Origin of the sequence: Rickettsia tamurae (genome assembly GCF_000751075.1) — a bacterium.
Lineage (GTDB): Bacteria > Pseudomonadota > Alphaproteobacteria > Rickettsiales > Rickettsiaceae > Rickettsia > Rickettsia tamurae.
This window is the reverse complement of the sequence record NZ_CCMG01000018.1, coordinates 61,595-86,061: the sequence shown is the minus strand read 5'-3', so window position 1 is coordinate 86,061 and position 24,467 is coordinate 61,595. Positions and strand designations below refer to the sequence as shown.

Genomic DNA, 24,467 nt, shown 5'->3' with positions numbered 1-24,467 from the left:
ACATTAAAAAACCAGTCTAAATAAGAAGCGCCGCCAGTAAGTTCTACTTCTTTAGCTTTTATTTCTTCAATATTAAGGTCGCTATATTCTACAAACCAACTTAATAAGGTTGGTGCATTACTAAAAGAATTAATTACCTTAACAGTACTTGACTTATCGACACGACCTTCCTGTATATTATTATATACAAGCTGTAATGCTATTTCTTTTTGTAACAGTGTTCACTAGTATTAGGTTCAACTCTTTTTAAAGCCATATTCACAAACTCTTTATCAGATAGGTCTTTTAGAATAGCCTTAACTTCAATTTCAGTACCATTATTAAGCTTTACTTTTTCTCCAAGTTTATTCGCCGAAGCCTCTGATATTTCATCATCTTCAGATTCATCAGTTGAATTTTCGCTTATTCTAAGGTTTTCTATTTTAGTCCATAGCTGCTCAGCTGAATCACAACCACTATCAGCTAGATATTTGTTACTTTCCTCTCTAGGTGGTACAAAAGTATTATCAATAAATTCTTTAACTATCCACTTATTGTTAAATTTGTTATAAGCAGCTTTTATGAATAGTTCTAAATTATTAGAACCTAACTCTAAGAATTTTTGCTTAAGTTCTAGAGGGATATGACTTTTTGTATCTAGCCATGTTTGCATTCCTGATAATATTTCTGATACTACCTTATTAGTGTCTTGCGTCGGTACAGTAATATTATGCTTCTTAATATTAACATCAAGTGCATTTTTAGTACTAGCATCCAAGTTAGATATTAAGTTTTCTACTGGGCTGGGTTACGTTTAGCTTCTTTTAAAGTTCTTACTATTTTCTTAAATATTTGTACTATTTCTGAATGACTGACTACCCGTAGTGCTTGTCATCCAATCCCATTTAAAATATTCAAACCCGCCGGTAGCATGATTTGGAACTTCAACATGTGCAGATTTACGGTCATATCTAATGCCGATTACATCAAGATCTTTTTTATATTTCTTTACTTGAGTATCGGTATCATTACGCTGTTTCTTAAAGTGTTGCTCTAATTTTTTCATAATCTCCTCCTTAATTCATATTTTTAATTAGTGTCCATATCATACTTATTACTATATGTCAAAATAAAACACTAATAGAAATTAACTTTTTGCTATATCACAAGCATGTAAATCACGCTTAAAGTACAAGCTACTATTCTTATTTAAGATTACCCGATAAATCTGAACATTTTCAAGTACTCTTTGAACGTAATCTCTTGTTTCTCGATAAGGTATAAGTTCTATCCAGTCAATAACTTTTCTTGTATCTTTTATATCCCTTGGATCACCAAACCTATCTATCCATTTTACTACATTATGACTTCCGGCATTGTAAGAAGCAATGGATAGAATATAAGAACCTTTATGATCATCTAATAATTTTTTGAAATGATGCGAACCAAGTTTAATATTATATACCGGATTTTTAGTTAAGTCTGCTACATTACATTTAACATTTATAGATCTTGCGGTATCACAAGCAGTACCTTTAATAAGTTGCATGAGACCCATAGCATTTGCATAACTTACTGCTTTATGATCAAAAACCGATTCTTGTCTAATTATTCCATAAGTTAAATGAGGTGGGATAGGCAAACCTGCTAGATTATAAGGCGTTGGAAAAGCACAATCCGGAATAAAAGCATTATTTTGGGCGGCAATTTTTGCTACCTCAACCATATGATTAGTATTATTATTTGCTTTAATAATATTCGCAATTATTTGAATTTCTGCAGGATTTTTAGTGTTTTTAATCACTGCTTTGGAATATATCATGGCTAAGTAGTTTTTATTATATTTAACCAATAACCTTATTGCTTTAATAATCTCTTTATTTTCTATAGTTTTCCTTTCTTCAGAAGTTATTACGGGAACAGGAGGTAAAACTAACTTTGTCCTATTTAATTCAATATTTGCTACCTGCCCATAAAAGGTAAAAGAATATTTGGCTGCCTGCTCGTAAAATCTTCTAGCCGTTTGCTTATCGCCTTTTGCTTCATAAGTACGACCGAGCCAATAAAATCCACGTGCCAAACTAATCGGAGTCTTAACAACTTTAATAAATTTATTAAAATGCACTAATGCTTGATCAGGCTTTTTTAAAAAACTTAAAGAAAGCCAGCCCGCAAACCACTCCTGCTCCCTTATAGTTTCAGGACAAGTAGCAAAAGGAAGCGTTGCCATTCTATAGCTATTAGCAAAATCTTTGTAATCGATGAATTCACGAGCATAATAGGATTGAATACGACACCATTTAGCAAAATGTTTACGGTTATTTTTAGCTTTCTTAAACAAAATAATAACTTCCTTTGTCGGCTTTTGTGTTTTTTTAGAATCTAAATAACGATATAATAAACCGGAAGTATAGTATTTTTCAGGAACGCTTCTAAAAAGCTTTTCGGCATTCGGTGATTTACCTATAATAGAAATTTGTGCTTTAAAAGAATTACGATAGCCTTGATCTACATATTTTAACGATTGCTCAGCAGACCTAATATCATTTTTCCATAAATGCTCTTCTATTCGCTCTAAATGATCATTTGCAGTTAAATATTTATGCCACTTATTGTAATATGCATTTTCTTCTTCAGGAGTGAAATTGGCATATACCCAAGCTTCCTTAATAATGGGTAGTAATATTTTCTGATCTTTGATTAAACTACTTGCAGCAATTGCATAAAATTTATAACCTTTGCCGGTAAGAGGCGGATGTTTATTAAACCAATCAAAAATTATTTTTTTATTCGTACTATTACTTAGATACTCTTCCGCTCTTTCTTCAAGCAGCTTATTTTGAGGCCAACCCGGATTATTGCGTAAAAACCTTATTACCTGCTCAAAACTATTATCTGAATATTTATTATCTAAATATTTCTGAGAAAGTACAATTTTTGTTAAAACTTTACTATTTACTTCTAGAGCTAAATCTTCAGCTTGCGACCAATTTTTTTGATCGATATAGGTAAAAACTTGCTTAACATTATCTACAGGATCAGAATTAGCATTTACTTTTAAAGCTAATAACAGAAATATAGCAATTAATAATTTTATTTTCATAAGTTTTATGATTTGTTGCAGTTGTCATTCCGTGGTCAAGCCACGGGATGACAACTGTCAAACACCCGTAGAACCAAAGCCGCCGCTACCACGCATTGTTTCCTCAAGCGTGCTACTTTCTTCCCATAATATACGTTCGTACTTTGCGATTATCATTTGAGCAATTCGCATGCCTTTTTCTATAATGAAATCTTCTTTACCGAGATTAATAAGAATGACCTTTATTTCACCTCGATAATCTGCATCAATAGTACCAGGTGAATTAGCAACCGTAATACCGTGTTTAACGGCAAGACCCGAACGAGGTCTTATCTGTGCTTCAAACGAATCCGGTAGTGCTATAGCGATGCCTGTTGGAATTAGCTGTATTTCTCCTGCTTTTATTGTTATAGGTTGCTCGTTTGCGGCTATTAAATCCATCCCCGCACTATGCTCTGTAGCATATTCCGGCAGACTGTCGGAAAAATTTTCTAGTTTTTTAATTTTAACTTGTGTTATTGTCATATTATTTCATATCAAATTTATCGTTAATAATTTTATTTTCAACTGCATCAATTAAAGAATTAGCAAAATTATCTGCCAATATTTTACTTGACATACCGAGTTTCTTTTTAAGCCAAGGCTGCTTAGCACACAGATATTGAAACTTTATGTTATCGCCGAATTTTTCTTTCATTACGCTATACATATCACCTATGCCGTCAATTAAACCGTAATCAAGAGCCGTTTGTCCTGCCCAAAATTCACCGTTAAATAAAATCTCGTCTTGCTGTGTTAACTTCCCTACCCTTCTTGTTTTTACATATTCTACAAAATGCTCGTAAACCTGCTTTTGCAAATCTTTAATAATTTTAAGGTCATCTTTATTAATAGGTTTAAACGGATCCAAAATTGCTTTATTCTTTCCTTCCGTATAAACTCTTCTCTCTATTCCAAGTTTATTAATCGCTTCATGAAAACCGAATCCGCTTGACACTACTCCGACACTACCTATAACTGAGCTATAAGAAGCATATATATGGTCTCCACTGCAAGCAAGCCAATATCCGCCTGAAGCCGCCATATCTTCAATAAAACTATAAATTTTTATTTTATTTTCTTTAGCAAGGTTACGAATACGTTTTGCAATAAGTTCAGATTGTACCGGAGATCCACCTGGAGAATTAATAATTAAACATAACGCTTTTAATTTCTTTATTTTAAAAGCCTTTTCTATTAGTTCATTTAATGATTCTAACGTAAGTCCCGATTGCATAGTACTTACTTTACCGATAACGCCGCTAAGGCGTAAAACGGCAATCACCTCTTTAGAATCACCAAAAACCGAAGCAACTAATTGATCTAATTTACTTATCTGCCGTTTGGTTATTATCTGATCAAATTCTGCATTCGCCATAGTTGATTTATTCACTTCATTCATTAATTTTACTCATTTTTAATTTGTGCTGTACTTTCCTTAATTATATCCTTTTTTATCGGCGGCAAAGGCTTAGCCGGTTTATTCAGAGATTGCTCGTTATAACTATTTTTAGGTTCAGAATAATTTCCGGGAATGGCAGATAAAATAGTATCTCTAACTTTTTCGTCATACCAATTTGTATTGCCGACAAAGCTAGTTACTATTTTGCCGTTTGGGTCTATTAATATACTAGTCGGTAAACTAACAACCCCTAAGGCTTTAAATAATTCATTTCTATAATCATGATAAATCGGCAAATATCTTATTTGATAGCTTTTAAAATATTCTTTAACAACTTTTATGTCTTGATAATCTTCTGAAATCGGAATTACTGAAAAAGGTAATTTCCTAAAATCTTTTTGCAACATATCAAGGTCAGGCATTTCTTTGACACAAGGAGCACTCCAAGTAGCCCAAAACACTAACAATATAGTCTTTCCTTCAAACTGATCAAGAGAATATTGATTTTTTTCTTCATCAAAAAAAATTATATTATCAGGAACGCTTGAACCTCTTAAAAATTCTAATTTATCCTGATGCTTAGCATAAATTTTAGGAATAAAGATTGTTATAGATAATAAAAATACTATAATATATATAAGATATTTATTATAATTTCTTAAGGTCATATAATAATTTATAGTAATGAAGACATTTTATTTATTCGTATTAACACTTACATTATGTAGTTGTGGTATAAAAAAGCCTTTAGAAGCACCGCAGAAAGAGGCAAAACGTCATTGCGAGCAGTCGTAGACTGCGTGGCAATCTCGTCAAATATCCTGAGATTGCTTCGTCAAATTACTTCGTAATTTTCCTCGCAATGACGTACTGTATCAATACCTCTTAAGCGTCGTACCTTGCAAAACTAAGTCAAAACAATAAGACGGCATATTTTCCTGCGGTTCGATTAATATCGGATTTACTTCACCGCATTCATTATCACACATATTTTTATCAGATAAATCTAAGCGTGTTTCGAGAGTCGTAAGGCTAAGATGCTCTATTCTTATATTTGCACTTCTTAAATAACGAGAAGATTTATAAGGTAACATACTAATGAAGTAATATTCTCCTTTATTATTAGTAGTAGCAGTACCGGAACCGGTAAAGCTTGAATCGCTTTTACTTGTAAATCTTCTTTTATCAACTCTAGTTTTTAAAGGTTCGTAAGGATATTTACCTCCGCTTCCTGCTTGCCATAAATAAACTTTAGCATCTGCAACCGGCACACAATTTTGATCCAATATTTTTCCTTTAATTAATATCCTTTCACCGTAAAATTTTGATAATCTTCCTGTTTTACGTAATAAATTATTAGTAGTCTCAAAAACTTTTGGTTCATAATCATTAAATATATTTCTAGTAACTTTACAATGATTAAGCTTATTAGGGTAAGTTTTAGAAGCAGCAAATATGTTTAATGTCCATAAACATAAAAAACAAAATATAAATTTTTTCACTTTTCACCACTATATTTATAAAATTCTGCATCTAAATTTAAATCAATTATTTTTATTAATCAAATTATTTTTATTCTCATTTGATTATTAAGTAATTGATTGTTATAGTAAACTTTGTTGTACTAAAACATATACTCCTGATAAATGACAGAGTAGATAGACGAAGTTTAATTTGGAAAAGAGCAAGGAGTATATAAGGCAAGGAGAGGAACGTAGATAAGCTACGTGAGCACCGCAGCCGCAGACTTAGTAATACAACGTAGCCAATTTTTCAAATTAAACTGAGTATACATGCAAAAATTTTTATCTTTAATAATTGTAATTCTAATACTTTACAATATAGTAAAGTTAAAAATATCTCCCGACAACAATAATCCTACAACTGTAGAGCAAACGGCTTTAAATAATTCATCTACCAATGAAAACCAAACTAGTATAAATAATGAACCCCCTATTTCATTAAACGGTAATTTATTTGAACGTACGGTTTCAAAAATAGTAATAAATGCTCTTAAAACCGAAGAAGGGAAAGCATTCTTTGAAAATATTTTACAACCGTTAAATGGACCTATCAATCCTAATGATTACACTATTGAAGTACGTAAGGATTTAGTAAAAACACTGTTCAAAATTAATACGCTCGGTAGCGGTAATATCGGTCCCGCTTCTTGCGGACATGTAGTTACCGTATTTTATCAAATATCAGATATGAACAATATTTTAATATCTGAAGATACTAAGACTTTTACTTTAGGCTCTGCTCCTATAATGCTTGGCTTAGATAATGTAATAATCGGTATGATGGTAGGAGAAGCACGAGAAGCTATTATTCCGGCAAAATACGCCGTTAATAATAGTAATAATATTATCTTCGATGATGCTTATAATTATAAAGTTAATGTAATTTTAAAATCCATATTACCGCAAAATTTTGTTAAAAATAATGAAGTGAAAATTTATGATGATGAGATAGCTTATCGTGTTCCTTTATTATGTGGTGAAAAAGTAAGCTTTAATGCTAAAATTACTCGATTATCAAACGGTAAAATATTATATGATTCTAAAGAAAAAGGACAACGAATAGATATGAAAATCGGCGATATTACATATCCTTTAATTTTTTCTTATGCCTTGCAAGGTAAAGTAACGGTTGGAACACGCAGTGTTATTGCTGAAGGTAAAACATTTAAAGCCTTAGGTTCTAATATAAATAAAATTATTTCTCATGAATCATTACCGATAAATGAATATCTTTTACTTGAAATTAACGATTTTAAATAAATATGAAACAAAATAAAATATCGGATATTAGCCCTATTTTCAAACTCGCTTATAGAGAGGAATTTAAAGGAAACATAGAACGCAGCACCGCAGCGTACAAAGAAGTACGTGAGGATGCGAGTACCGGATTGACGCATAAATTACCTCTAGAAGTAGAGTTTCAAAATAGGGCTAACAAAAAACAAAAAAATTATATTTTATTATCTATCCTTGTCATAATGATAATAATTGTATATCTTATAGCATTAATAAAAATTGCAGGATAAATTTTGTTAAAACTCAAATTAAACGAGTATATAAGAATCTTACTTTAAACTTTAATTAAGCTAGGAGTTTAGTATGGAAATTATTAAAAAAAACAAAAATATCATTATAATAGTAGGTTTAATATTTCTAGCAACAATCATTTATATCTCTACAAATAAGAGTTCCGATAATAAAACAAATGATAATATATTAGAAGTAAAGATAGCTATAAAAGATCATAAATTTGTTCCGAATATAGTTGAAGTACCAAAATCTACTAAGATAAGGTTAATTGTTCATAATGAAGATAATACGGTAGAAGAATTTGAAAGTCATGATTTACATCGTGAAAAAATAGTTATGCCAAATGAGTCAATAAATATTATACTTGCACCTCTCAAGTCCGGAAAATATGAATTTTTTGGAGATTTTCATCAAGATACGGCTCAGGGTTTTATAATTGTTAATGATTAGATAAAAAATATGTTTAAAATTGCTTTAGTAGTGTTTCGTGAATGTTTAGAAATATCTTTATTACTTGGTGTAATACTCGCCGTAACAAAACAAATAGAAAAATCTCGTCTTTATATTATTGCCGGAGTAATGCTTGGAGTAGTATTTGCTTCAATTTTTGCATTTTTTACACGTAAATTATCTTTATCTTTTGGCGGAATAGGCGACGAGTTATTCAATTCCGGAATTATGATACTAATAACAATTCTGATTAGCTGGACAATAATATGGATGCAAGGTTACGGTATAAAAGTAAAGCAACATATAAACGACTTATCGGTAAAAATTCATGAAGGTAATGCCAGTTATTTCATGTTGGTTTTTTTAGTTGCCACTACCATATTACGAGAAGGTGCAGAAATTATTATTTTAGTATATAGCATATCTTCAGTTGAAACAATACCAAGCAGTATTTACTTGCAAGGAGTGATAATAGGTGCTACAAGTGGCTTCTTACTTGGTTTAGTAATATATTTCGGTTTAATTAAGATTGCTAATCAAAAATATATTTTTAAAATCTCTACCGTATTATTAATGCTAATAGCAGGTGGATTTGCAGCAAGTGCTGCAGGTATTTTAACCTCTTCCGGTCTAGTTATGTTTTTATCCGATCAACTTTGGGATAGTTCATGGTTAGTAGCAGATAGAAGTATGATAGGTAAAATCTTACATATTGTTACCGGTTATATTGCAAGACCTAACGGGCTACAAGTACTTGCCTATTTTACTATTATATTACTGATAAATATTTTCATACAAATAAAATTAAGATATTCAAAAAATACCTTAATATCAGTACAAAAAAATGAATCAAATTAATTTGATCAAAAAGAACAATTAAATTAAATATGTTAAAACTTTTATCAGAAATTGGTCCAGTAATAGCATTTTTTGCGGGCTTTTTTTATGGAGGCGGTATACAAAACGCTACTCTTTATATGCTTATTACCTCTGTTATTTGTATTACCCTTTGTTATGTTATAGATAAGAAAGTATCCAAGCTTTCTATTATTTCTACGATTGTTTTATTAGTTTCGGGAAGCATTACTTTAATTAGCGGCGATTCAATGTATATAAAAATCAAACCTACTATATTATATGTTATTTTTGGAATAATATTTCTCATGAGCGGTATAAGAAAAAATCCCTTTATCAAATATGCTTTAGAGAGTATAGTACGTCTTAAAGAAGAAAGCTGGATAACTTTAAGCTATAGAACAGCGGCTTTTTTCTTTTTTATGGCTGTAGTTAATGAAATAGTTTGGCGTAATTTCTCAGATGAAACATGGGTAAAATTCAAAGTATTCGGCGTAATACCTATTACTTTTGTTTTTATTTTACTGCAATTACCTCTTTTATTAAAGAATAAATTACCGGATAGTAAGATATGATATATAATACCTTACCATTTTTACTCGATGTCATTCCCGCGTGACACTGTTGCGTGGGAATGACATCGAGTAGGTTTTTCGATCCATGCAACAAGGCCCGGTACTATAGGGAATGACATAAACAAACAGTTAATTCTTGAACAAATACAATCTTTTTAAAAATCGTAGGGTACTATTGTTATGATATTACGAGTTCTAATTTTTATAGCTCTTTCTTTTAGTCTATCTGCTTGTTTACCTGCCATTTTTACCGCAGCAACCACTACCGGCATTGTTGCTTCAAAAGATCAACCAATGTCTGAAACATTAAATGATTCAAGGATTTCTGCCGGTATTAAAGCTGATTTAGTAAAAAATAATTTTAGAGATTTAGGTACTAAAATAAAGGTCGAAGTATCACAAGGAAGAGTATTATTAACAGGAAATATTCAAAAAGAATCTGATGCGTTAAAAGCCGTAGAAATTGCTTGGAATCAAAAAGGCGTAAAAGAAGTTATTAATGAGTTAAAAGTAAATAAAAACAGTAATCATTTTGACTTAGCCCAATATACTAAAGATAGTATGATAACCACGCAAATTAAAGCTAAAAACTTAGTCAGAAAAGACATTAAATTTGCTAATTATACTATTCTAACTATAGATAATATTGTTTATTTATTTGGAGTTGCAAGATCAGAAGAAGAGCTAGAAAAGCTTGCTTCTATTGCATCAAAAATAAAAGGTGTTGAAAAAGTTGTGTGTTACGCTAAAATAATGAATAACTTTAACACAAATAATGATAATAGTGAAGAATCATAAATTCAAATTAGACCTCTTGCATAACGAAGCTAATAAAGAGGAATTTGAAGGAAACACGGAACGCAGCACCGCAGCGTACACTTTAGTACGTGAGGATGCGAGTACCGGATTGACGTACAAATTACCTTTAAGAGCAAGTTATGCAAGAGGTCTATTACTTTTGTTAATTTTTTGTTTTGGTCTAAGCGGTTGTAATACCTCAAAAAGATTACCTTATTCCCGTAAATATTCATACAAAGAATTATCAAAAGATGATCCTCATAATCTAACTTATAAAGGACATTATAAAGTTGGAAAAAATTATAAAATAAAAGGAAAGACTTACAAACCTCACAACCCTAAATCTTTTACCGAAACAGGTTATGCCTCATGGTACGGTGGACGTAAAGACGGTTTTCATGGTAAAAAAACAGCTAACGGTGATAGATTTAATAGAAATTTATTAACTGCCGCACATAAAACTCTTCCGCTTCCTTGCTTAGTTAAAGTTACCAACAAAGCCAATAATAAATCAGTAATTTTAATGGTTAATGATAGAGGTCCTTTTAAGAAAAATCGTATAATAGATGTTTCTCAAAAGGCGGCTGAAATTTTAGCATTTAAAAATCAAGGTATAACTAAAGTAAAAATAGAATATTTACCTAATGAAACTGAGAAATTTCTAAAAAATATTAATCTAAAAAAACCACAAAGTAAAACTTTAGCTAAAAAATCTTCATCTACTAAAGTTACAAAAAACAATAAATGTAGCGTTAATTGTCATATAAAACTTGTAAATCTGAAATATAAGCTAGCCATAAATCCTTAAAAGATGAGTGAATATTAAATCGTCATTGCGAGTAGTCGTAGGCGTTGTTGCATGGCTCGGAAAGCACGTTCGGTGTCATACCGTGGCTTGTCCACGGTATCCAGTAAAACAAATAAAAATACTATTTTAACTAGACCCCGTGGACAAGCCACGGTATGACAAACGTTTTTTGATCCATGCAACAATACCCGCTCGCAGACGATGCATATCAACTACGTATATTCTTTTTCTTTATTGTTTTTGATTTAGCTTTTGTAGTAGATTTATTATTAGAGGCAAGCTTGATTGAAGATTTAGGGACTATAGGCTTAATATTAAAATGCTGATCTAGTAGCCCTATCATTTTTTGATCACGAGATGCGGCACTTTTGCCTCCTGTAACAACGGCAATCAATGATTTACCGTTCCTAGAAGCGGTAGTTACTAAATTATAACCTGCCGGTGTATGAAAACCTGTTTTCATGCCTTCTGCACCTTGATAATTTTTAGTAACTCTATTATGTCCGTTTACTATGTTTCCACGAAATACAAAACTGGTTTTAGCAAATAACGGATAATATTTTGGATAATCTCTTTTCAGGGACATAGCAAGTTTAGCCATATCTCTTGCGGTAGTTTGCTGCAATGGGTCATGCCAACCTGAAGCATTTTTAAAATAGGTATTCTTCATACCGAGCTGTTTAGCTTTAACATTCATTAAATGAGCAAAAGCTTTCTCTGAACCTTTCATATTCTCAGCAACCGTTACAGCAGCATCATTAGCGGATTTTATGATTAACCCATTAATTGCCTCTCGAACGGTTATAGTTTCCCCTGCTTTTAAACCCAACTTACAAGGCGGCATTTTTGAAGCTTTTGCTGATACAAGTAATTTTTTATCTAAAGGCAATTTACCGGCTTCAATTGATTCAAACATTAAGTATAGAGTCATTAGCTTAGTTAAAGAAGCGGGATAAATCCGAATTTGTGAATTATGGGCCTGCAACACTTTACCGCTTTTTGCATCAATTACTAAACTAGTTTGAACAGGAGGTTTAGGTGTATTTTTTACAGCTTTCTTCGCTTCGCTTATGGGAGCAAAGAAAAATGTTGCAATAAAAATATAAGGTAATAAAAATTTACTAAACATTTTAAATAAATAAAATATTATTCAAATTAAATCAAGTGAAATACTGTGTCATCCCGCGACTTGTTCGCGGGATCCAAATACTAATAATTAGTATTTTTAGTTATATTTCTAGATACCGTGGTCAAGCCACGGTATGACAGCTTACTTTTTTGCCTAATACAACAAATATTACTACACATTAACCCTTTTATTAAGATACATTAATATAAATAAAGCAGGCAAGGCTAAAATTATAGTAAAGATGAAAAAACCGTCCCAGCCCATCATATTTACGAGTTTTCCGGCATAAATAGTGACAGTATTGTTACATAAACTACTAGCACTACTAAGTAAAGCATATTGTGTTGCCGAATATTTTTTATTACATAAATTACCTATATATCCGACTAAAGCAGTAGCCCCCATAGCAGCAGCAAAATTCTCTATAGTAATAGCAATTAATAAAGCTTCAAAAGAAGGAGGTTGGTAATTAAGCCAAATAAATGCAAAATGCGTTAAGCTTTGGGCAATACCGGTAATAATCAAACCTTTAAAATTTCCCACTCTATACATTACAATACCACCGGCAAAACCACCGACTAAGGTTGCAATCAATCCATAAAGTTTAGCAATTATTGCTATTTCGCCTTTTGTATAACCAAGTTCTATATAAAAAGGTGAGGCAACCGCTCCAAGCATAGCATCGCCTAATTTAAAAAATATTACCGCAAGTAAAATAGTTACGGCAAATTCTCTTTTGAAAAAATCCTTGAAAGGATTAATTACTGTAGAAATCCATGAAGTAATAGAAGTAATATTAATTTTTTCTCTTACTAATTCTTTTTCGTTTACGGTTATTATAAATATCGTTGCAACGGCAAATATTATAGCTATAACAAAGAAAGTTAGTTGCCAATTATTTCCGGTTATTTCTGCAAGATATAAAGCACCTGCCCCTGTAATAAGCATACCGATTCGATAACCGAATACGGCAGTTGCACTAGCTATGCTTTGTGTTTCCTGATCAAACTTATCTATACGCAACGCATCAACGGCAATATCGAACGTGCTAGATAAAAAGCCTAATAATATAGTCAAAAAATATAAAGAAGTTAAAGAAACTTCAGGATTTTCCTTGCTCATAGCAATTAGTACTAAAGCCATTAAAGAGCTACATAATATAAGCCAGCTTTTTCGATGTCCCCACCTACTTAAAAAAGGTATTTTAAAATTATCGACTAACGGTGACCAAAATACTTTTAACGAATATGATAACCTTGCAACCGCAAAAGTAGTAATAACAGCGATATCTATTCCAGATTCTTTTAACCATACCGAAAGAGTAGAAAAAATTATAACCAGCGGCATACCGCTAATTATTCCTAAAATAAATATTTCAAATAATCGATAGTCTTTAAAAATTTTGGTAATGAGCATTGTGGTATTCCTTGTGTTGATGTCATTCCTGCGTAGGCGGGAAAGCGTTGTTGCGTGGATCGAAAAACGCATTCGGTATCCAGTCTTTTTTTATTTTTTACTGGATCCCGCGATCAAGTCTCGGGATGACAGTGAGTGCCTCAATAATAATTAAGAAATATGAGCTATTTACTTTTATAAATCAACCATTTTCTCTTAACTCCTTATTATACAATCTATAATACTCATCCTTATTCTTAAGTAATTGTGTGTGAGTACCCTGCTCACAAATCTCACCGTTTTTCATGACGATAATGTTATCAAGATCGGTAATACTGCTTAAACGATGCGTAATAATTAAAGTGGTTTTTCCTTGGCGTAATTTCTTTAAAGATTCTAGAATTTTCTGTTCGGAAGCTTGGTCTAAGCTGCTTGTTGCTTCATCCCAAATTAAAATAGGTGCGTCTTTTAAGAAAGCCCTAGCAATAGATAAACGTTGACGCTGACCGCCTGAAAGAGTCGTCCCTTGCACTCCTATCTGCGTGTCGTAACCGTTCGGCAGATGCATAATAAACTCATGAGCATCTGCATATTTCGCTGCTCTAATTATTTCTTCTCTTGTAGCGTTTTCCTGACCGTATGCTATATTTTCTGCAACGCTTGTATCAAATAAATGAGTATCTTGAGTAACTAAGGAAATCTGACCTCTAAGTGAAGTAAGCTTAATATCTTTAATATCATGATTATTAATTAAAATTCTTCCTTCATTTGGATCATAAAAACGCACTAATAAATTACTAAGCGACGTCTTACCGCTACCTGAGCACCCGACAAACGCAATCATTTTATGAGGCTCTAGCTTTAAATCTATATATTTTATAGCTATTTTACTCTCAAAACTTAAAGCCAGTTTTTCAAAAGTAATTTGTGGATTATATAAATCTACTTCTTTAGCATCTTTATGATCTTTAATAAGAGGTTCGGTATCCAAAATACTAAATACCCTCTTAGCTGCTGCTATTCCTTCTTGTAAATTAATATTTAACGATACCAAACTTTTAAACGGTCTATAAGCTGCAGCAAAGGCAGCTAAAAAAGCAAATAATGCACCGGGTGTTGTTTTACCCTCAAGGACTAAATTACCTCCGTACCATACCATCCCTCCGACTGCAAGACCGCTTAAACCCTCCATAATCGGTGAAACCATCGCATCTAGCTTAGATGTTTTTTTGTAGAACTCTAAAATATTATTAATAATCAACGATGCTCTATTACTTTCTATTTTTTCGCCTATAAAAGATTTAATAATCTTAATTGACTGAAATGTTTCATCAAGCCTAGAAGTATAATGCCCAAGCTCCTCTTGTGATTGTGAAAATATTTTTCTTATCTTTCTGCCCATCCTTTGCACCGGATAAACGGCCAAAGGGAAAATAAGAAAAACTACGCAAGATAATAGCGGTTCTAAATGAAACATCGTTATTATTAAACATATTACAGTTAGAAAATGTTTAGCACATCCGACAAGTAAATTAGAAACAGCCCCACGCATCAAAGAAATATCATTAGTAAGACGAGATATTAAACGTCCTGAAGATTGGTTTTGAATAAAAGAAATATCGGCAAATAACAAATGCTCATACATTTTTATCTGTAAATCGTTTAGTACCCTCTGCCCAACAAATTTTATTAGGTAATTCTGATGGTACTCTGAAATTCCTTTTATGAAAAAAGTAGCAGTCAGCACTATAGGCATTATTATAAGCATTTTCTTATCATGTGTTAAAAAAATCTTATCAATAATAGGTCTAACCGCATGTACAATCACTGCCGTACAAAGTGCTGCAATAACCATACAAAATATCGAAAAATATATTTTATTTGCGTAAGGTTTAACATGATCTTTTATCAGCCTCTTTATAACATCTGCGGTTGTATAATCATGATTCAAATTATTATTATTCATTCTCATTAAAAATATTAAATTGATGATGTGATTGATTCGGTATCGGCATTTTCAAATGCTCAAAAGCGGCAATCGTGATTACCCTACCTCTAGGAGTTCTTTGTAGTAAACCTATCTGTATAAGATAAGGCTCTATGGTTTCTTCAAGTGCGTCACGCTGTTCAGATAAGGCAGCGGCGATCGTTTCAATTCCGACAGGACCGCCGTTATAATTATCCGCTATGAATTTCAAATAACGATAATCATTGCTATCAAGTCCTATGCGATCAACTTCCAAACGATTTAATCCAAAATCAGAGATTTCTTTATCTACTCTTGATTTACCGTCAACTGCCGCAAAATCTCTTATACGACGAAGCAATCTTAATGCAATTCTTGGCGTTCCTCTACTTCTCTTAGCTATTTCTTCAGAACCCGAATCGGTCAAATCAATATCAAGTAGTTTACTTGCTCTATTTAAAACTTTCTTAAGCTCCTCGGTATTATAAAAATTTAGCCGCATAGGAATACCGAACCTATCACGCAAAGGATTACTAAGCAGCCCAAGGCGTGTGGTAGCCCCGATTAAGGTAAATTTCGGCAAGGTTATTTTCACTGACCTTGCGGCAGGTCCTTCACCAATAATTATATCAAGCTCAAAATCTTCCATAGCAGAATATAAAACCTCTTCAACCGCAGTATTTAAACGGTGGATTTCATCAATAAATAATACGTCGTTCTTTTCAAGATTAGTGAGAATAGCAGCAAGATCAGCCGCCTTAAGTATAGCAGGACCAGAAGTAGATTTGAAATTACCACCGATTTCATTAGAGATAATCTTAGCAAGCGTAGTCTTACCAAGACCGGGTGGACCGTAAAATAAAGTATGATCAAGATGTTCACTTCGAGATTTTGCAGCTTTAATAAATACCGAAAGATTTTCTTTAATCTGCTGTTGACCGACAAATTCTTGCAAATATGACGGTCTTATCGGCAATTCTTGATCATTTTCACTTTTTTCGGGTGATAATATATTAGTCATTAATTTAAATCGAATATAATGACTAATAATAGCGGAAAAATAGTTTTATGCTATAAATTATTTTAGACTTTTATATTAGCCCTCTTCACAGAAACTAGTTACCCCTTCTCCAAGTTTATCTACGGTTTCAAAAAATTTTTCTGTATCAGTAACTCCTAAGTTTTTTAATTCTTCTTTAAGATAATTTTTATTTAATCCTTTATATACCTTTAAATAATAATCAAATATCTCATTTGATAATATCATATTAGGATTTTCATAATAATTTTTTAAAACTTCTGCTACATCTTTTAGAGTAAGATTATTTTCATCAGTTATTTCTGTAATTTGTGCATCTAATGCTTGTCTATCTTGAGATTTCATTCCTATCTTATAACCAAAATATTACATCCAATTAAGCTTTTATTCTCTTTTATAGCATCCGATAAGGCTTTCTTTGATTCCTCGCTTACTTCTGTACTTAATGAAAAATTCAATCCGGCAAGTTTAGTATTTTTAACAAATGAGGATAAGGCAGGAACATTAACATTATCAAAAAATATCCCACTTATATCTAAATCGCTTATTTTTGTTTCTTTTATATCTTCGAGTAATTTTATTAAATTTTCTTGTGTTATAGGATTTGATGAAATATCAAGAGCTTCAGTATTAGATTCTTTAAGGAATTTAATAAAATTATTTATTATTCCGTTGTCTAATCTTATATTTGTATTTTGCAATTCTAAAGTTTTTATAGATTTCTTAGATAAATTATCTATTAATCTATCTAATCCCTTATCTCTTAAATAATTATGAGCTAGTTTAATATTTTCTATAGTTCCGTTTACTCCTAAGGCATCTAAAAGAACATCTATTTTATTGACATCATTTAAAGCATTTATAAAACTAATGCCGGTAATTCGGCATAGCAGGTCTTTAAAAAATTCAGCAAATGACTTTATTGATTCTAAACTCCACGAGAAACTATCAGCTCTTAAGTACTTTATAGTAGCGTCTACTTTTAAAGCATCAAATAACCTATTTAAAGCATCTTCAGGAATTTTAGGAGTATCCAGCAGCTGCAAATATCGGTGATTGTGGTACAAAATTAACCTCGGTAATACTTAAAGTAGTAGGGTCTTTCTCTAGCTCTTTTAATATTTCTTCAGCCTTTATTTTTTCTAAATATTCTATTAACTTTGACATAAATTTATCCTATATAATTTTAGTTACTAAGATTAATATAAAATAACTGTTAATTTATCAACTAAAAATTAGCATTTCGATTTTTCAGGGCTGTTTTGATTAACTCATCAATAGAGATTTCGGGATTTTGGGTAATGATACTTTGAACGGCGTGTTGAGCTTCAAATCTAGAAAAGCCTAGATTTACTAGAGCTTTTATTACTTCATTGCTTGCGACGGGTGTAATATTCTTAATATTTAAGCTATCTTTAATAATAGTTGAGCCGCTTGATATTTTCGCTACTTTACCTTTCAGCTCTAACACTATACGCTCAGCAAGTTTAGCTCCCACTCCGGATATTGCTTTAAATATATTTTTATCTTCATTATTTATAGCAATTTGAATATCCGAAGGTGTAAGACTTGATAAGATAGATAAAGCCATTCTTGTACCGATACCGTTTACTGATTGCAGCAAATTAAAAAAACTCTTCTCTTCTAGAGTCAGAAAACCGTAAAGATGAATATGTTCCTCTCTAACATGGGTTTCTATAAATAGTTTATAAAACTCCCCTTCAGCAAGTTTACCTAAAGTTTTACCCGAAGCATAAACAAGATACCCTACCCCGTTTACGTCAATTATAACATAATCATCGCCTTGGGAATCAACTTTACCGCTTAATTTACCAATCATATATTTACTTTTTCTTTTTACTATATATTAAAATTAGTGTCGGTAAAGCGGTAATAATTGCTGCTAAGATGTAATGAATAACAAGCGGTCTATCCATCATATGACACTGCCCATCATTAGGAATAGTTTGAGCCAAAACCATATAAGCAACTATTATCATCACTACTAATATATAGACCGGTAAAAAACAAATATTTTATAAAATTTTTTATGTTAATCCTTTTTTTGTCATCCCGTGGCTTGACCACGGGGTGATAATGACACGTTGTAACCGTATAACAACTACACAAACTTGTAATAAGTCTGATTCTTATCACCTTTGCTTATTAAAAATTTATGCTCTAAACCATATAACAAATCTCTACTAGCCGTTGCCGTAGAAATATTTTTATGTACATTAATATAATCTTTTCTAGAAAACCATTTATCTATTAAATTAACCTTAGCAAATTCCATTCTAGATAAAGGCGTATTTGCATCATATGTAATATTATTACTATATAATCTTAATGCTGCAACTATTTTATCAAGCATAAACTCGATAAATAACGTCGATTCACCAAGCTTATCACACCTGCATAAAACATTATAATACTCACTTTGATTATTCCTTATCAAACTTTCAACGGAAATATATTCAAAAACTTTATTAGTTTGCATTAGTAATAATTGTTGCCATAACCTACCGATTCGTCCGTTACCGTCTGAAAAAGGATGGATAAATTCAAACTTATAATGAAATATACAAGCCTTAATTATTCCGGAAACATTCTTATCTTGTATTATAAACTCAAATAAATCCTGCATTAATAAAGATACACGGCTTGCCGGAGGTGCAAAATGTATAATCTCCGTGCCTTTAAATATAGCGGCATTACCTTTACGCCACTTTCCGTTATCTTCTACTAATCCTTGCATTAATATCTCATGTGCTTTTAATAATGATTCAACCGAAAAAGGATCAAACATGGTTAAATCATTATATAATTTTATAGCATTATTTACTTCTAAAATATCTTTTTCAGGTGCAAGTACACGCTTGCCGTTTATTATATCGGTTATCTGCTCTACACTTAAACTATTTCCTTCAATTGCTAAAGAAGAATGGATGGTTTTAATTTGATTATTTTTTCTAAGTTTTATAGGTTGAGAGTAAAGCTTGCTACCGGCTAAAATACCAAGCTCATAAGAAATATCTTGTGATAACTCCAAGATTTTATTAGTTATTTGAAAAGGCGGTTTACTATTCATTATATGATAGTATCATATGATACTATCATTGTCTACGAAGAAATTTTTCTATATCATTCCCATAGGGTATTAGCCTTGTTGCATGACTCTAAAATCGTCATTGCGAGCAGCCGTAGGCTGCGTGGCAATCTCATGAAATAATAACAAACTCCTGAGATTGCTTCATCAATTGCTATGCAATTTCCTCACAATGACGTATATCTCTTTATTTTACAATACACTCATTAGACTACCTATCTCAATATCTTCTATCACCCCACTTTTACGGTTTTTCAGCTCAACAATATTATCTGCTGCTTTTTTAGGACCGATTATAATTTGATAAGGTGAACCGATAAGATCGTGCGTAGCGAATTTACTGCCGGCACGTGCTTCGGTATCGTCATATAGTACTTCTATGTTTTGAGCAGATAGCTCTTTATAAGCTTTTGCCGCAAGCTCTACACATTTACTATCATGAATATTTAAATTAATTAGAGAAACTTTAAAAGGAGCAATACTAGAAGGCCATATGATACCTTTCTCATCGCAATTTGCTTCTATGATAGCTGCAACTAACCTTGAAATGCCTATGCCGTAAGAACTCATTTCTACAGGAGTTAGTTTACCATGCTCATCATTAATTAGAGCATTCATATTAACCGAATATTTTGAGCCGATATAAAAAATATGCCCCACTTCTATCCCTTTACTGCTAGTTATTTCTTGTTCAGATATAGGTAATTTATTTACGTCATGCTTTTCTTCAGCTGCCGCATACCAACTTTTAATTTCCTCTACATCGATATCAGGATTATCTTTTAATGTCTTAAATCTTTTATCGTAATAAATAGTACTTTCACCGGTTTCGGCGATTATATGAAACTCATGGCTTAAATTGCCGCCAATTGGACCGTTATCGGCAATAACAGGAATAGCAAACACGCCTAAATCCCGAAAAGTATTAATATAAGCCTGATACATTTGATTATAGGTCTTAACAGCATTTTCTTCATTTATATCAAAAGAATAAGCATCTTTCATAAGAAACTCCCGACCTCTCATAACGCCAAAACGGGGTCTAATCTCATCACGAAATTTCCATTGGATATGATAAAGATTTTTCGGCAAATCCTTATATGACTTAATATTATGACGAAAAATATCCGTAATCATATCTTCGTTAGTCGGACCGAATAGTAAAGTATTATCGTGGCGATCTTGAAATTTCAGCATTTCTTTACCGTAATTATCAAAACGTCCCGATTCTATCCATAAATGTGCCGGTTGAATGCAAGGCATTAGAACTTCCAAAGCTCCTGCTTTATTCATATTTAAGCGTACTATATTCTCGATATTCTTCAATAGTTTTAAGCCGAGCGGAAGCCATGTATAAATCCCTGCCGCTTGCTGCCTAATCATTCCGCTTCTAAGCATTAATTTATGCGAAGTTACCTGAGCTTCACTTGGCTCTTCTTTTAAAACAGGTAAAAAATATTTTGATAATAACATAGAATTTTTTCAGTTTAATATATTTTTCCATCATTGCGAGGAAAAATTGAAAATTTTGACGAAGCAATCTCGTGCCAAAGTCCTGAGATTGCCGCGCTCCTTTCAGTCGCTTGCAATGACGACCCGGCTTATCCAATCCATACAACGCCAGCAGGATGACAACAAAAACAATATTTTACCTTTTCGAGGTAAGGTTTAAAAACTCATGGCGATATTTCTGCTGCTCCGCAAATATACCTGTATAATGCATAGTGTTCATTACGCTGTTATCTTGCATCACTCCACGCATCGACATACAACTATGCAAGGCAGAAATCTTAACGGCAACGCCAAGCGGCTTTAAATTCTCCTGTACGCTTTCTGCTATTTGTACCGTCATTTTTTCTTGAATTTGTAGCCTTCTAGCAAAAATATTTACTATTCGTGCTAGCTTACTTATACCAATAATACAATTATCAGGAATATAAGCTATATGTACCGTACCATTAAAAGGTAACATATGATGTTCACAAAAAGAGGTAAATTTTATGCCTTCCAGCGAGATAAAGTCCTGAAAATTACAAATATCGTAAAATTTGGTACTTAATACTTCAGCTATATCTTTTTTATAACCGGAAAATATCTCTTCATAGCTATTAATTACTCTCTCGGGGGTTTTAAGTAACCCTTCTCTATTAGGATCTTCACCAATGAATTTTAGTAATGTTCTTACTGCTTCTTTAGCTTCTTCTCTAGTTGGTTTACTCATGTTCTAGTTTTATACTTTTAAAAAACATTACTTTAACACAAATATATACAAACATCAAGCCGCCTACTATAGCAATAAGCCCTCCTCCGCCCATCATTCCCATTAATAGCTTAGCTGACATCGGCATTACGCTATTTGGGTCTTTCCGCATAACACCATAACCACCGGCGAGTGCTAGCCCCAGTATGTGCAGAATCTGCCCGAATGTTAGGAGGTAGATTACAATGTCATCCCGCGGCTTGACCGCGAGATCCAGCTTTTCTTTGTTTTTTTTTTGGATCTCGCGGTCAAGCCGCGGGATGACATTGTAATTTTTAGACACTATAATACCCAAATAACTATACCCCATACAAGCAATGCTAATCCCTACTATAGACCCGTGATAATGAGCAGGGATTACTACATTTATACCTGAGATATTCATTGCTATAAGTCCGCCAAGTAGGAATAAAGTAATGGAGCAGAGTAAGATGGTTTTGATGATAGAGTATGTCATGCCTACGTAAGCAGGAATCCATTCTTTTTTTTCTGGATTCCCGCCTTCGCGGGAATGACATAAAAATACCAACTCAAACCCCATACCGACCAAACATAAAACAGGAGCAAGACCGCCTAGATATTTCATATGATTTGTATAGAATTCTTTGAAGGCTCCATCGATAATGTCATAAGACGCATGACCGAATATAGCAATAATGCCGAAAATAAAATTTAAATAAAGTAAGAAAAGATAGAATTTTTGAAATTTCAATTCTCTAGCTATTAACTCTCTAAATAAACTAACCCAAATAAATATTAATATTTGAGTATATATAAATTGTAGTAAATGACCTCCGCTCCAAAAAAGTAATTCATAATAAAATTCTATCTCGATAGGAATAATTTGGATAATGTTTTGCAAACCATTATAAGACCATCCAAAACAAACAAAGCTTAAAATAAACATTATAATAGTCGATAATACGGTAAAATTAACTAGACTATTTAAGTTCATCCAATCGAAGAAATATAAAATATTTATAGCATATAATAGTAGTGTAACGCCAAATAAGCTTAACCCCAAAATAAATACGATATTTTCAAGCATCGGTATATAATTATTCATCACCGGATTATGCCCTGCTATTGGGGAGATGGCTATAAGTATCGTGCTTAGGAAAGCAAGTTTGCACAGTATGTCATTCCCGCTTTCGCGGGAATGACAAGAGGGTTGCGAGAATGACATAGACCAAACACTAGCCGTAACGGACAACAACCAAATTAATACCGATAAATTAACATGAATAATTAAAGCAGATTTGAAAATATGAGGATTTGGAAAAAAGCTTGATAATTGCGGGGTACGTAATACTACCAAAATAATTGAATATAAACCCGCAAACCCCAAGGATAAAATACCAAGCTTAAGCCAAGAGATAGTTAAGCTATTATTTTGTGATTGATTGGTAGAATTCATAACTACAGGTAAATATTAAATATAATCTACAAATAGCTCACGGTATTTAAATAAGCAATATTTTTTATTTGCTTTAGAAATTAACATACGATATTAATAAGTCAATCAAGAGTTAATAGTTAGACATGACTAACAACCCACGCATCGGTATAGGTGCTATAGTTTTTAATAGCAAAAATGAGATTTTACTAGGCAAGCGTATTGGTTCTCACGGTGAATCTTAGTTATGCTCCTGCCGGTGGACATTTAAAATTTGGAGAAACATTTGAAGAATGTGCTATCCGTGAAGTCTTAGAAGAAACAAATCTAATCATTGAAAACCCACAATTTATAGACGGTGACTAACGATTTTTTTGAAAAAGAGCAAAAGCATTATGTCTCGATTTTTCTTAAAGCTCATTGTTTAAATGAACATGAATTACAAAATCTTGAACCTGACAAGGTAGAAAGTTGGCATGTTATTTATATAAAGAAATTATTGATTAACCCAATTTATCTAATTTTAAATATCCGGATGCGTATTTGTGTAAAACACTAGCAATAAGAGTTTGATAAGGCATCCCCTCCTGTGCTGCAATTCTTTTTATATGATTTAAATCGTATAACGGCAATCTAATATTAATTCTTTCCGATTTTTTAAAAAAATTAGCTGCTGCGATTTTAGCTATATTTTTTTGGTTCTCTAGTTCTTTTCCAGGTAACTCTAAAAGTTCACCTTTTTCAAAATAATCTAATATTTCTTGTTCTTCTTCAGTCAATTTGTATTTTTTCATAATCTAAACCTTAGTTTGACAATATAATCCTAACTTAGCAATATTAATAAATGATCACCTTATTTAAATTATGATAATACAGATTTTGTTGTTGCGGTGGATTTAGTGGTGGGTTTGAGAAGACTTGAACTTCCGACCTCACGCTTATCAGGCGTGTGCTCTAACCAGCTGAGCTACAAACCCACAATATAGAGATGTGGTGAGCTCGCCGGGATTCGAACCCGGGACCCTTTGATTAAAAGTCAAATGCTCTACCGACTGAGCTACGAGCTCTTAAATATATTTATGCTTTTTCTGTGTGTCATCCCGTGGCTTGACCACGGGATGACATCTAAGTA

General features: G+C 32.3%; 25 protein-coding genes, 2 tRNA genes and 3 pseudogenes. 8 read left to right on the top strand and 22 right to left on the bottom strand.

Annotated features, from left to right (window positions below; genetic code table 11):
• Positions 1-14: 14 nt before the first annotated feature.
• From MB29_RS08860 to MB29_RS07095, 6 genes and pseudogenes are all read right to left on the bottom strand, one after another.
• A pseudogene (locus tag MB29_RS08860) lies at positions 15-1,045 on the bottom strand (hypothetical protein); the annotation flags it as partial.
• 81 nt (positions 1,046-1,126) lie between these two features.
• Entirely contained in the window at positions 1,127-3,082 is a 1,956-nt protein-coding gene (locus tag MB29_RS07115; protein WP_032139640.1) for a lytic transglycosylase domain-containing protein, read from the bottom strand.
• Between the two features lie 57 nt (positions 3,083-3,139).
• Entirely contained in the window at positions 3,140-3,586 is a 447-nt protein-coding gene (gene dut, locus MB29_RS07110) for a dUTP diphosphatase (protein ID WP_032139639.1), read from the bottom strand.
• Position 3,587: 1 nt separating this feature from the next.
• Positions 3,588-4,502, bottom strand: coding sequence for a S49 family peptidase (locus tag MB29_RS07105; RefSeq protein WP_032139638.1), 915 nt, complete (start codon positions 4,500-4,502; stop codon positions 3,588-3,590).
• A 5-nt stretch (positions 4,503-4,507) separates the two neighbouring features.
• Complete coding sequence (locus tag MB29_RS07100) at positions 4,508-5,170, bottom strand: TlpA disulfide reductase family protein (RefSeq protein WP_023508243.1); 663 nt, start codon at positions 5,168-5,170, stop codon at positions 4,508-4,510.
• Positions 5,171-5,377: 207 nt separating this feature from the next.
• The gene (locus tag MB29_RS07095) at positions 5,378-6,004 is read right to left on the bottom strand and encodes a dioxygenase family protein (protein WP_032139637.1); all 627 of its coding nucleotides are present in this window, start codon (positions 6,002-6,004) and stop codon (positions 5,378-5,380) included.
• Between the two features lie 291 nt (positions 6,005-6,295).
• On the opposite strand from MB29_RS07095, the gene MB29_RS07090 reads away from it, so the two are divergent.
• From MB29_RS07090 to MB29_RS07060, 7 genes are all read left to right on the top strand, one after another.
• Positions 6,296-7,285: an FKBP-type peptidyl-prolyl cis-trans isomerase gene (locus tag MB29_RS07090; RefSeq protein ID WP_032139636.1), complete on the top strand. Its 990-nt coding sequence runs from the start codon at positions 6,296-6,298 to the stop codon at positions 7,283-7,285.
• 2 nt (positions 7,286-7,287) lie between these two features.
• Complete coding sequence (locus MB29_RS07085) at positions 7,288-7,551, top strand: palindromic element RPE1 domain-containing protein (protein ID WP_032139635.1); 264 nt, start codon at positions 7,288-7,290, stop codon at positions 7,549-7,551.
• 73 nt (positions 7,552-7,624) lie between these two features.
• Positions 7,625-8,005: a cupredoxin domain-containing protein gene (locus MB29_RS07080; RefSeq protein WP_032139634.1), complete on the top strand. Its 381-nt coding sequence runs from the start codon at positions 7,625-7,627 to the stop codon at positions 8,003-8,005.
• Positions 8,006-8,014: 9 nt separating this feature from the next.
• Positions 8,015-8,863, top strand: coding sequence for an FTR1 family protein (locus MB29_RS07075; RefSeq protein ID WP_032139633.1), 849 nt, complete (start codon positions 8,015-8,017; stop codon positions 8,861-8,863).
• 29 nt (positions 8,864-8,892) lie between these two features.
• Complete coding sequence (locus MB29_RS07070; protein WP_032139632.1) at positions 8,893-9,435, top strand: septation protein A; 543 nt, start codon at positions 8,893-8,895, stop codon at positions 9,433-9,435.
• A gap of 180 nt (positions 9,436-9,615) precedes the next feature.
• A complete protein-coding gene (locus MB29_RS07065) occupies positions 9,616-10,233 on the top strand; it encodes a BON domain-containing protein (RefSeq protein ID WP_032139631.1) in 618 nt (205 codons plus the stop codon).
• Complete coding sequence (locus MB29_RS07060) at positions 10,211-11,041, top strand: septal ring lytic transglycosylase RlpA family protein (protein ID WP_032139630.1); 831 nt, start codon at positions 10,211-10,213, stop codon at positions 11,039-11,041. Before MB29_RS07065 ends, MB29_RS07060 begins: the two co-directional genes overlap by 23 nt.
• A 208-nt stretch (positions 11,042-11,249) precedes the next feature.
• Here the strand turns inward: MB29_RS07060 and MB29_RS07055 are convergent, their stop codons facing one another.
• From MB29_RS07055 to MB29_RS07005, 13 genes and pseudogenes are all read right to left on the bottom strand, one after another.
• Positions 11,250-12,170 (bottom strand): D-alanyl-D-alanine carboxypeptidase family protein, encoded by a 921-nt coding sequence (locus tag MB29_RS07055; protein ID WP_032139629.1) that lies wholly within the window; start codon positions 12,168-12,170, stop codon positions 11,250-11,252.
• A gap of 171 nt (positions 12,171-12,341) precedes the next feature.
• The gene (locus tag MB29_RS07050; protein WP_032139628.1) at positions 12,342-13,586 is read right to left on the bottom strand and encodes an AmpG family muropeptide MFS transporter; all 1,245 of its coding nucleotides are present in this window, start codon (positions 13,584-13,586) and stop codon (positions 12,342-12,344) included.
• Between the two features lie 181 nt (positions 13,587-13,767).
• Positions 13,768-15,531 carry an ABC transporter ATP-binding protein gene (locus tag MB29_RS07045; protein WP_032139659.1) on the bottom strand — a complete coding sequence of 588 codons (1,764 nt, stop codon included), beginning with the start codon at positions 15,529-15,531 and terminating at the stop codon, positions 13,768-13,770.
• Complete coding sequence (gene ruvB, locus MB29_RS07040; RefSeq protein WP_032139627.1) at positions 15,524-16,552, bottom strand: Holliday junction branch migration DNA helicase RuvB; 1,029 nt, start codon at positions 16,550-16,552, stop codon at positions 15,524-15,526. Before ruvB ends, MB29_RS07045 begins: the two co-directional genes overlap by 8 nt.
• Before the next feature lie 75 nt (positions 16,553-16,627).
• The gene (locus tag MB29_RS07035; protein WP_032139626.1) at positions 16,628-16,915 is read right to left on the bottom strand and encodes a Rho GTPase-activating protein; all 288 of its coding nucleotides are present in this window, start codon (positions 16,913-16,915) and stop codon (positions 16,628-16,630) included.
• Positions 16,916-16,917: 2 nt separating this feature from the next.
• The gene (locus MB29_RS11985; protein WP_215426288.1) at positions 16,918-17,616 is read right to left on the bottom strand and encodes a leucine-rich repeat domain-containing protein; all 699 of its coding nucleotides are present in this window, start codon (positions 17,614-17,616) and stop codon (positions 16,918-16,920) included.
• Positions 17,594-17,737, bottom strand: a complete 144-nt coding sequence (locus MB29_RS11980) for a hypothetical protein (protein WP_215426287.1) — start codon at positions 17,735-17,737, stop codon at positions 17,594-17,596. The genes MB29_RS11985 and MB29_RS11980 overlap by 23 nt, the downstream gene beginning before the upstream one ends.
• 61 nt (positions 17,738-17,798) lie before the next feature.
• Entirely contained in the window at positions 17,799-18,410 is a 612-nt protein-coding gene (gene ruvA / locus MB29_RS07025; RefSeq protein ID WP_032139625.1) for a Holliday junction branch migration protein RuvA, read from the bottom strand.
• A gap of 4 nt (positions 18,411-18,414) precedes the next feature.
• Positions 18,415-18,622 (bottom strand): annotated as a pseudogene (locus MB29_RS11975) (Holliday junction ATP-dependent DNA helicase RuvA).
• A 70-nt stretch (positions 18,623-18,692) separates the two neighbouring features.
• Complete coding sequence (locus tag MB29_RS07020; RefSeq protein ID WP_032139624.1) at positions 18,693-19,661, bottom strand: Fic family protein; 969 nt, start codon at positions 19,659-19,661, stop codon at positions 18,693-18,695.
• Between the two features lie 210 nt (positions 19,662-19,871).
• On the bottom strand, positions 19,872-21,152 hold the full coding sequence (proS, locus tag MB29_RS07015) for a proline--tRNA ligase (RefSeq protein ID WP_032139623.1): 1,281 nt from the start codon (positions 21,150-21,152) through the stop codon (positions 19,872-19,874).
• A gap of 175 nt (positions 21,153-21,327) precedes the next feature.
• Entirely contained in the window at positions 21,328-21,900 is a 573-nt protein-coding gene (gene folE / locus MB29_RS07010) for a GTP cyclohydrolase I FolE (protein ID WP_032139622.1), read from the bottom strand.
• A complete protein-coding gene (locus tag MB29_RS07005) occupies positions 21,893-23,356 on the bottom strand; it encodes a heme-copper oxidase family protein (RefSeq protein ID WP_032139621.1) in 1,464 nt (487 codons plus the stop codon). The genes folE and MB29_RS07005 overlap by 8 nt, the downstream gene beginning before the upstream one ends.
• 125 nt (positions 23,357-23,481) lie before the next feature.
• Here MB29_RS07005 and MB29_RS08855 point away from each other — a divergent pair.
• A pseudogene (locus tag MB29_RS08855) lies at positions 23,482-23,810 on the top strand (nucleotide triphosphate diphosphatase NUDT15); the annotation flags it as partial.
• 28 nt (positions 23,811-23,838) lie between these two features.
• Here the strand turns inward: MB29_RS08855 and MB29_RS06995 are convergent.
• From MB29_RS06995 to MB29_RS06985, 3 genes are all read right to left on the bottom strand, one after another.
• Entirely contained in the window at positions 23,839-24,129 is a 291-nt protein-coding gene (locus MB29_RS06995; RefSeq protein WP_032139620.1) for a CopG family antitoxin, read from the bottom strand.
• A gap of 106 nt (positions 24,130-24,235) precedes the next feature.
• Positions 24,236-24,312, bottom strand: a tRNA-Ile gene (locus MB29_RS06990).
• A 14-nt stretch (positions 24,313-24,326) separates the two neighbouring features.
• Positions 24,327-24,402: transfer RNA gene (locus MB29_RS06985), tRNA-Lys, on the bottom strand.
• Positions 24,403-24,467 lie beyond the last annotated feature (65 nt).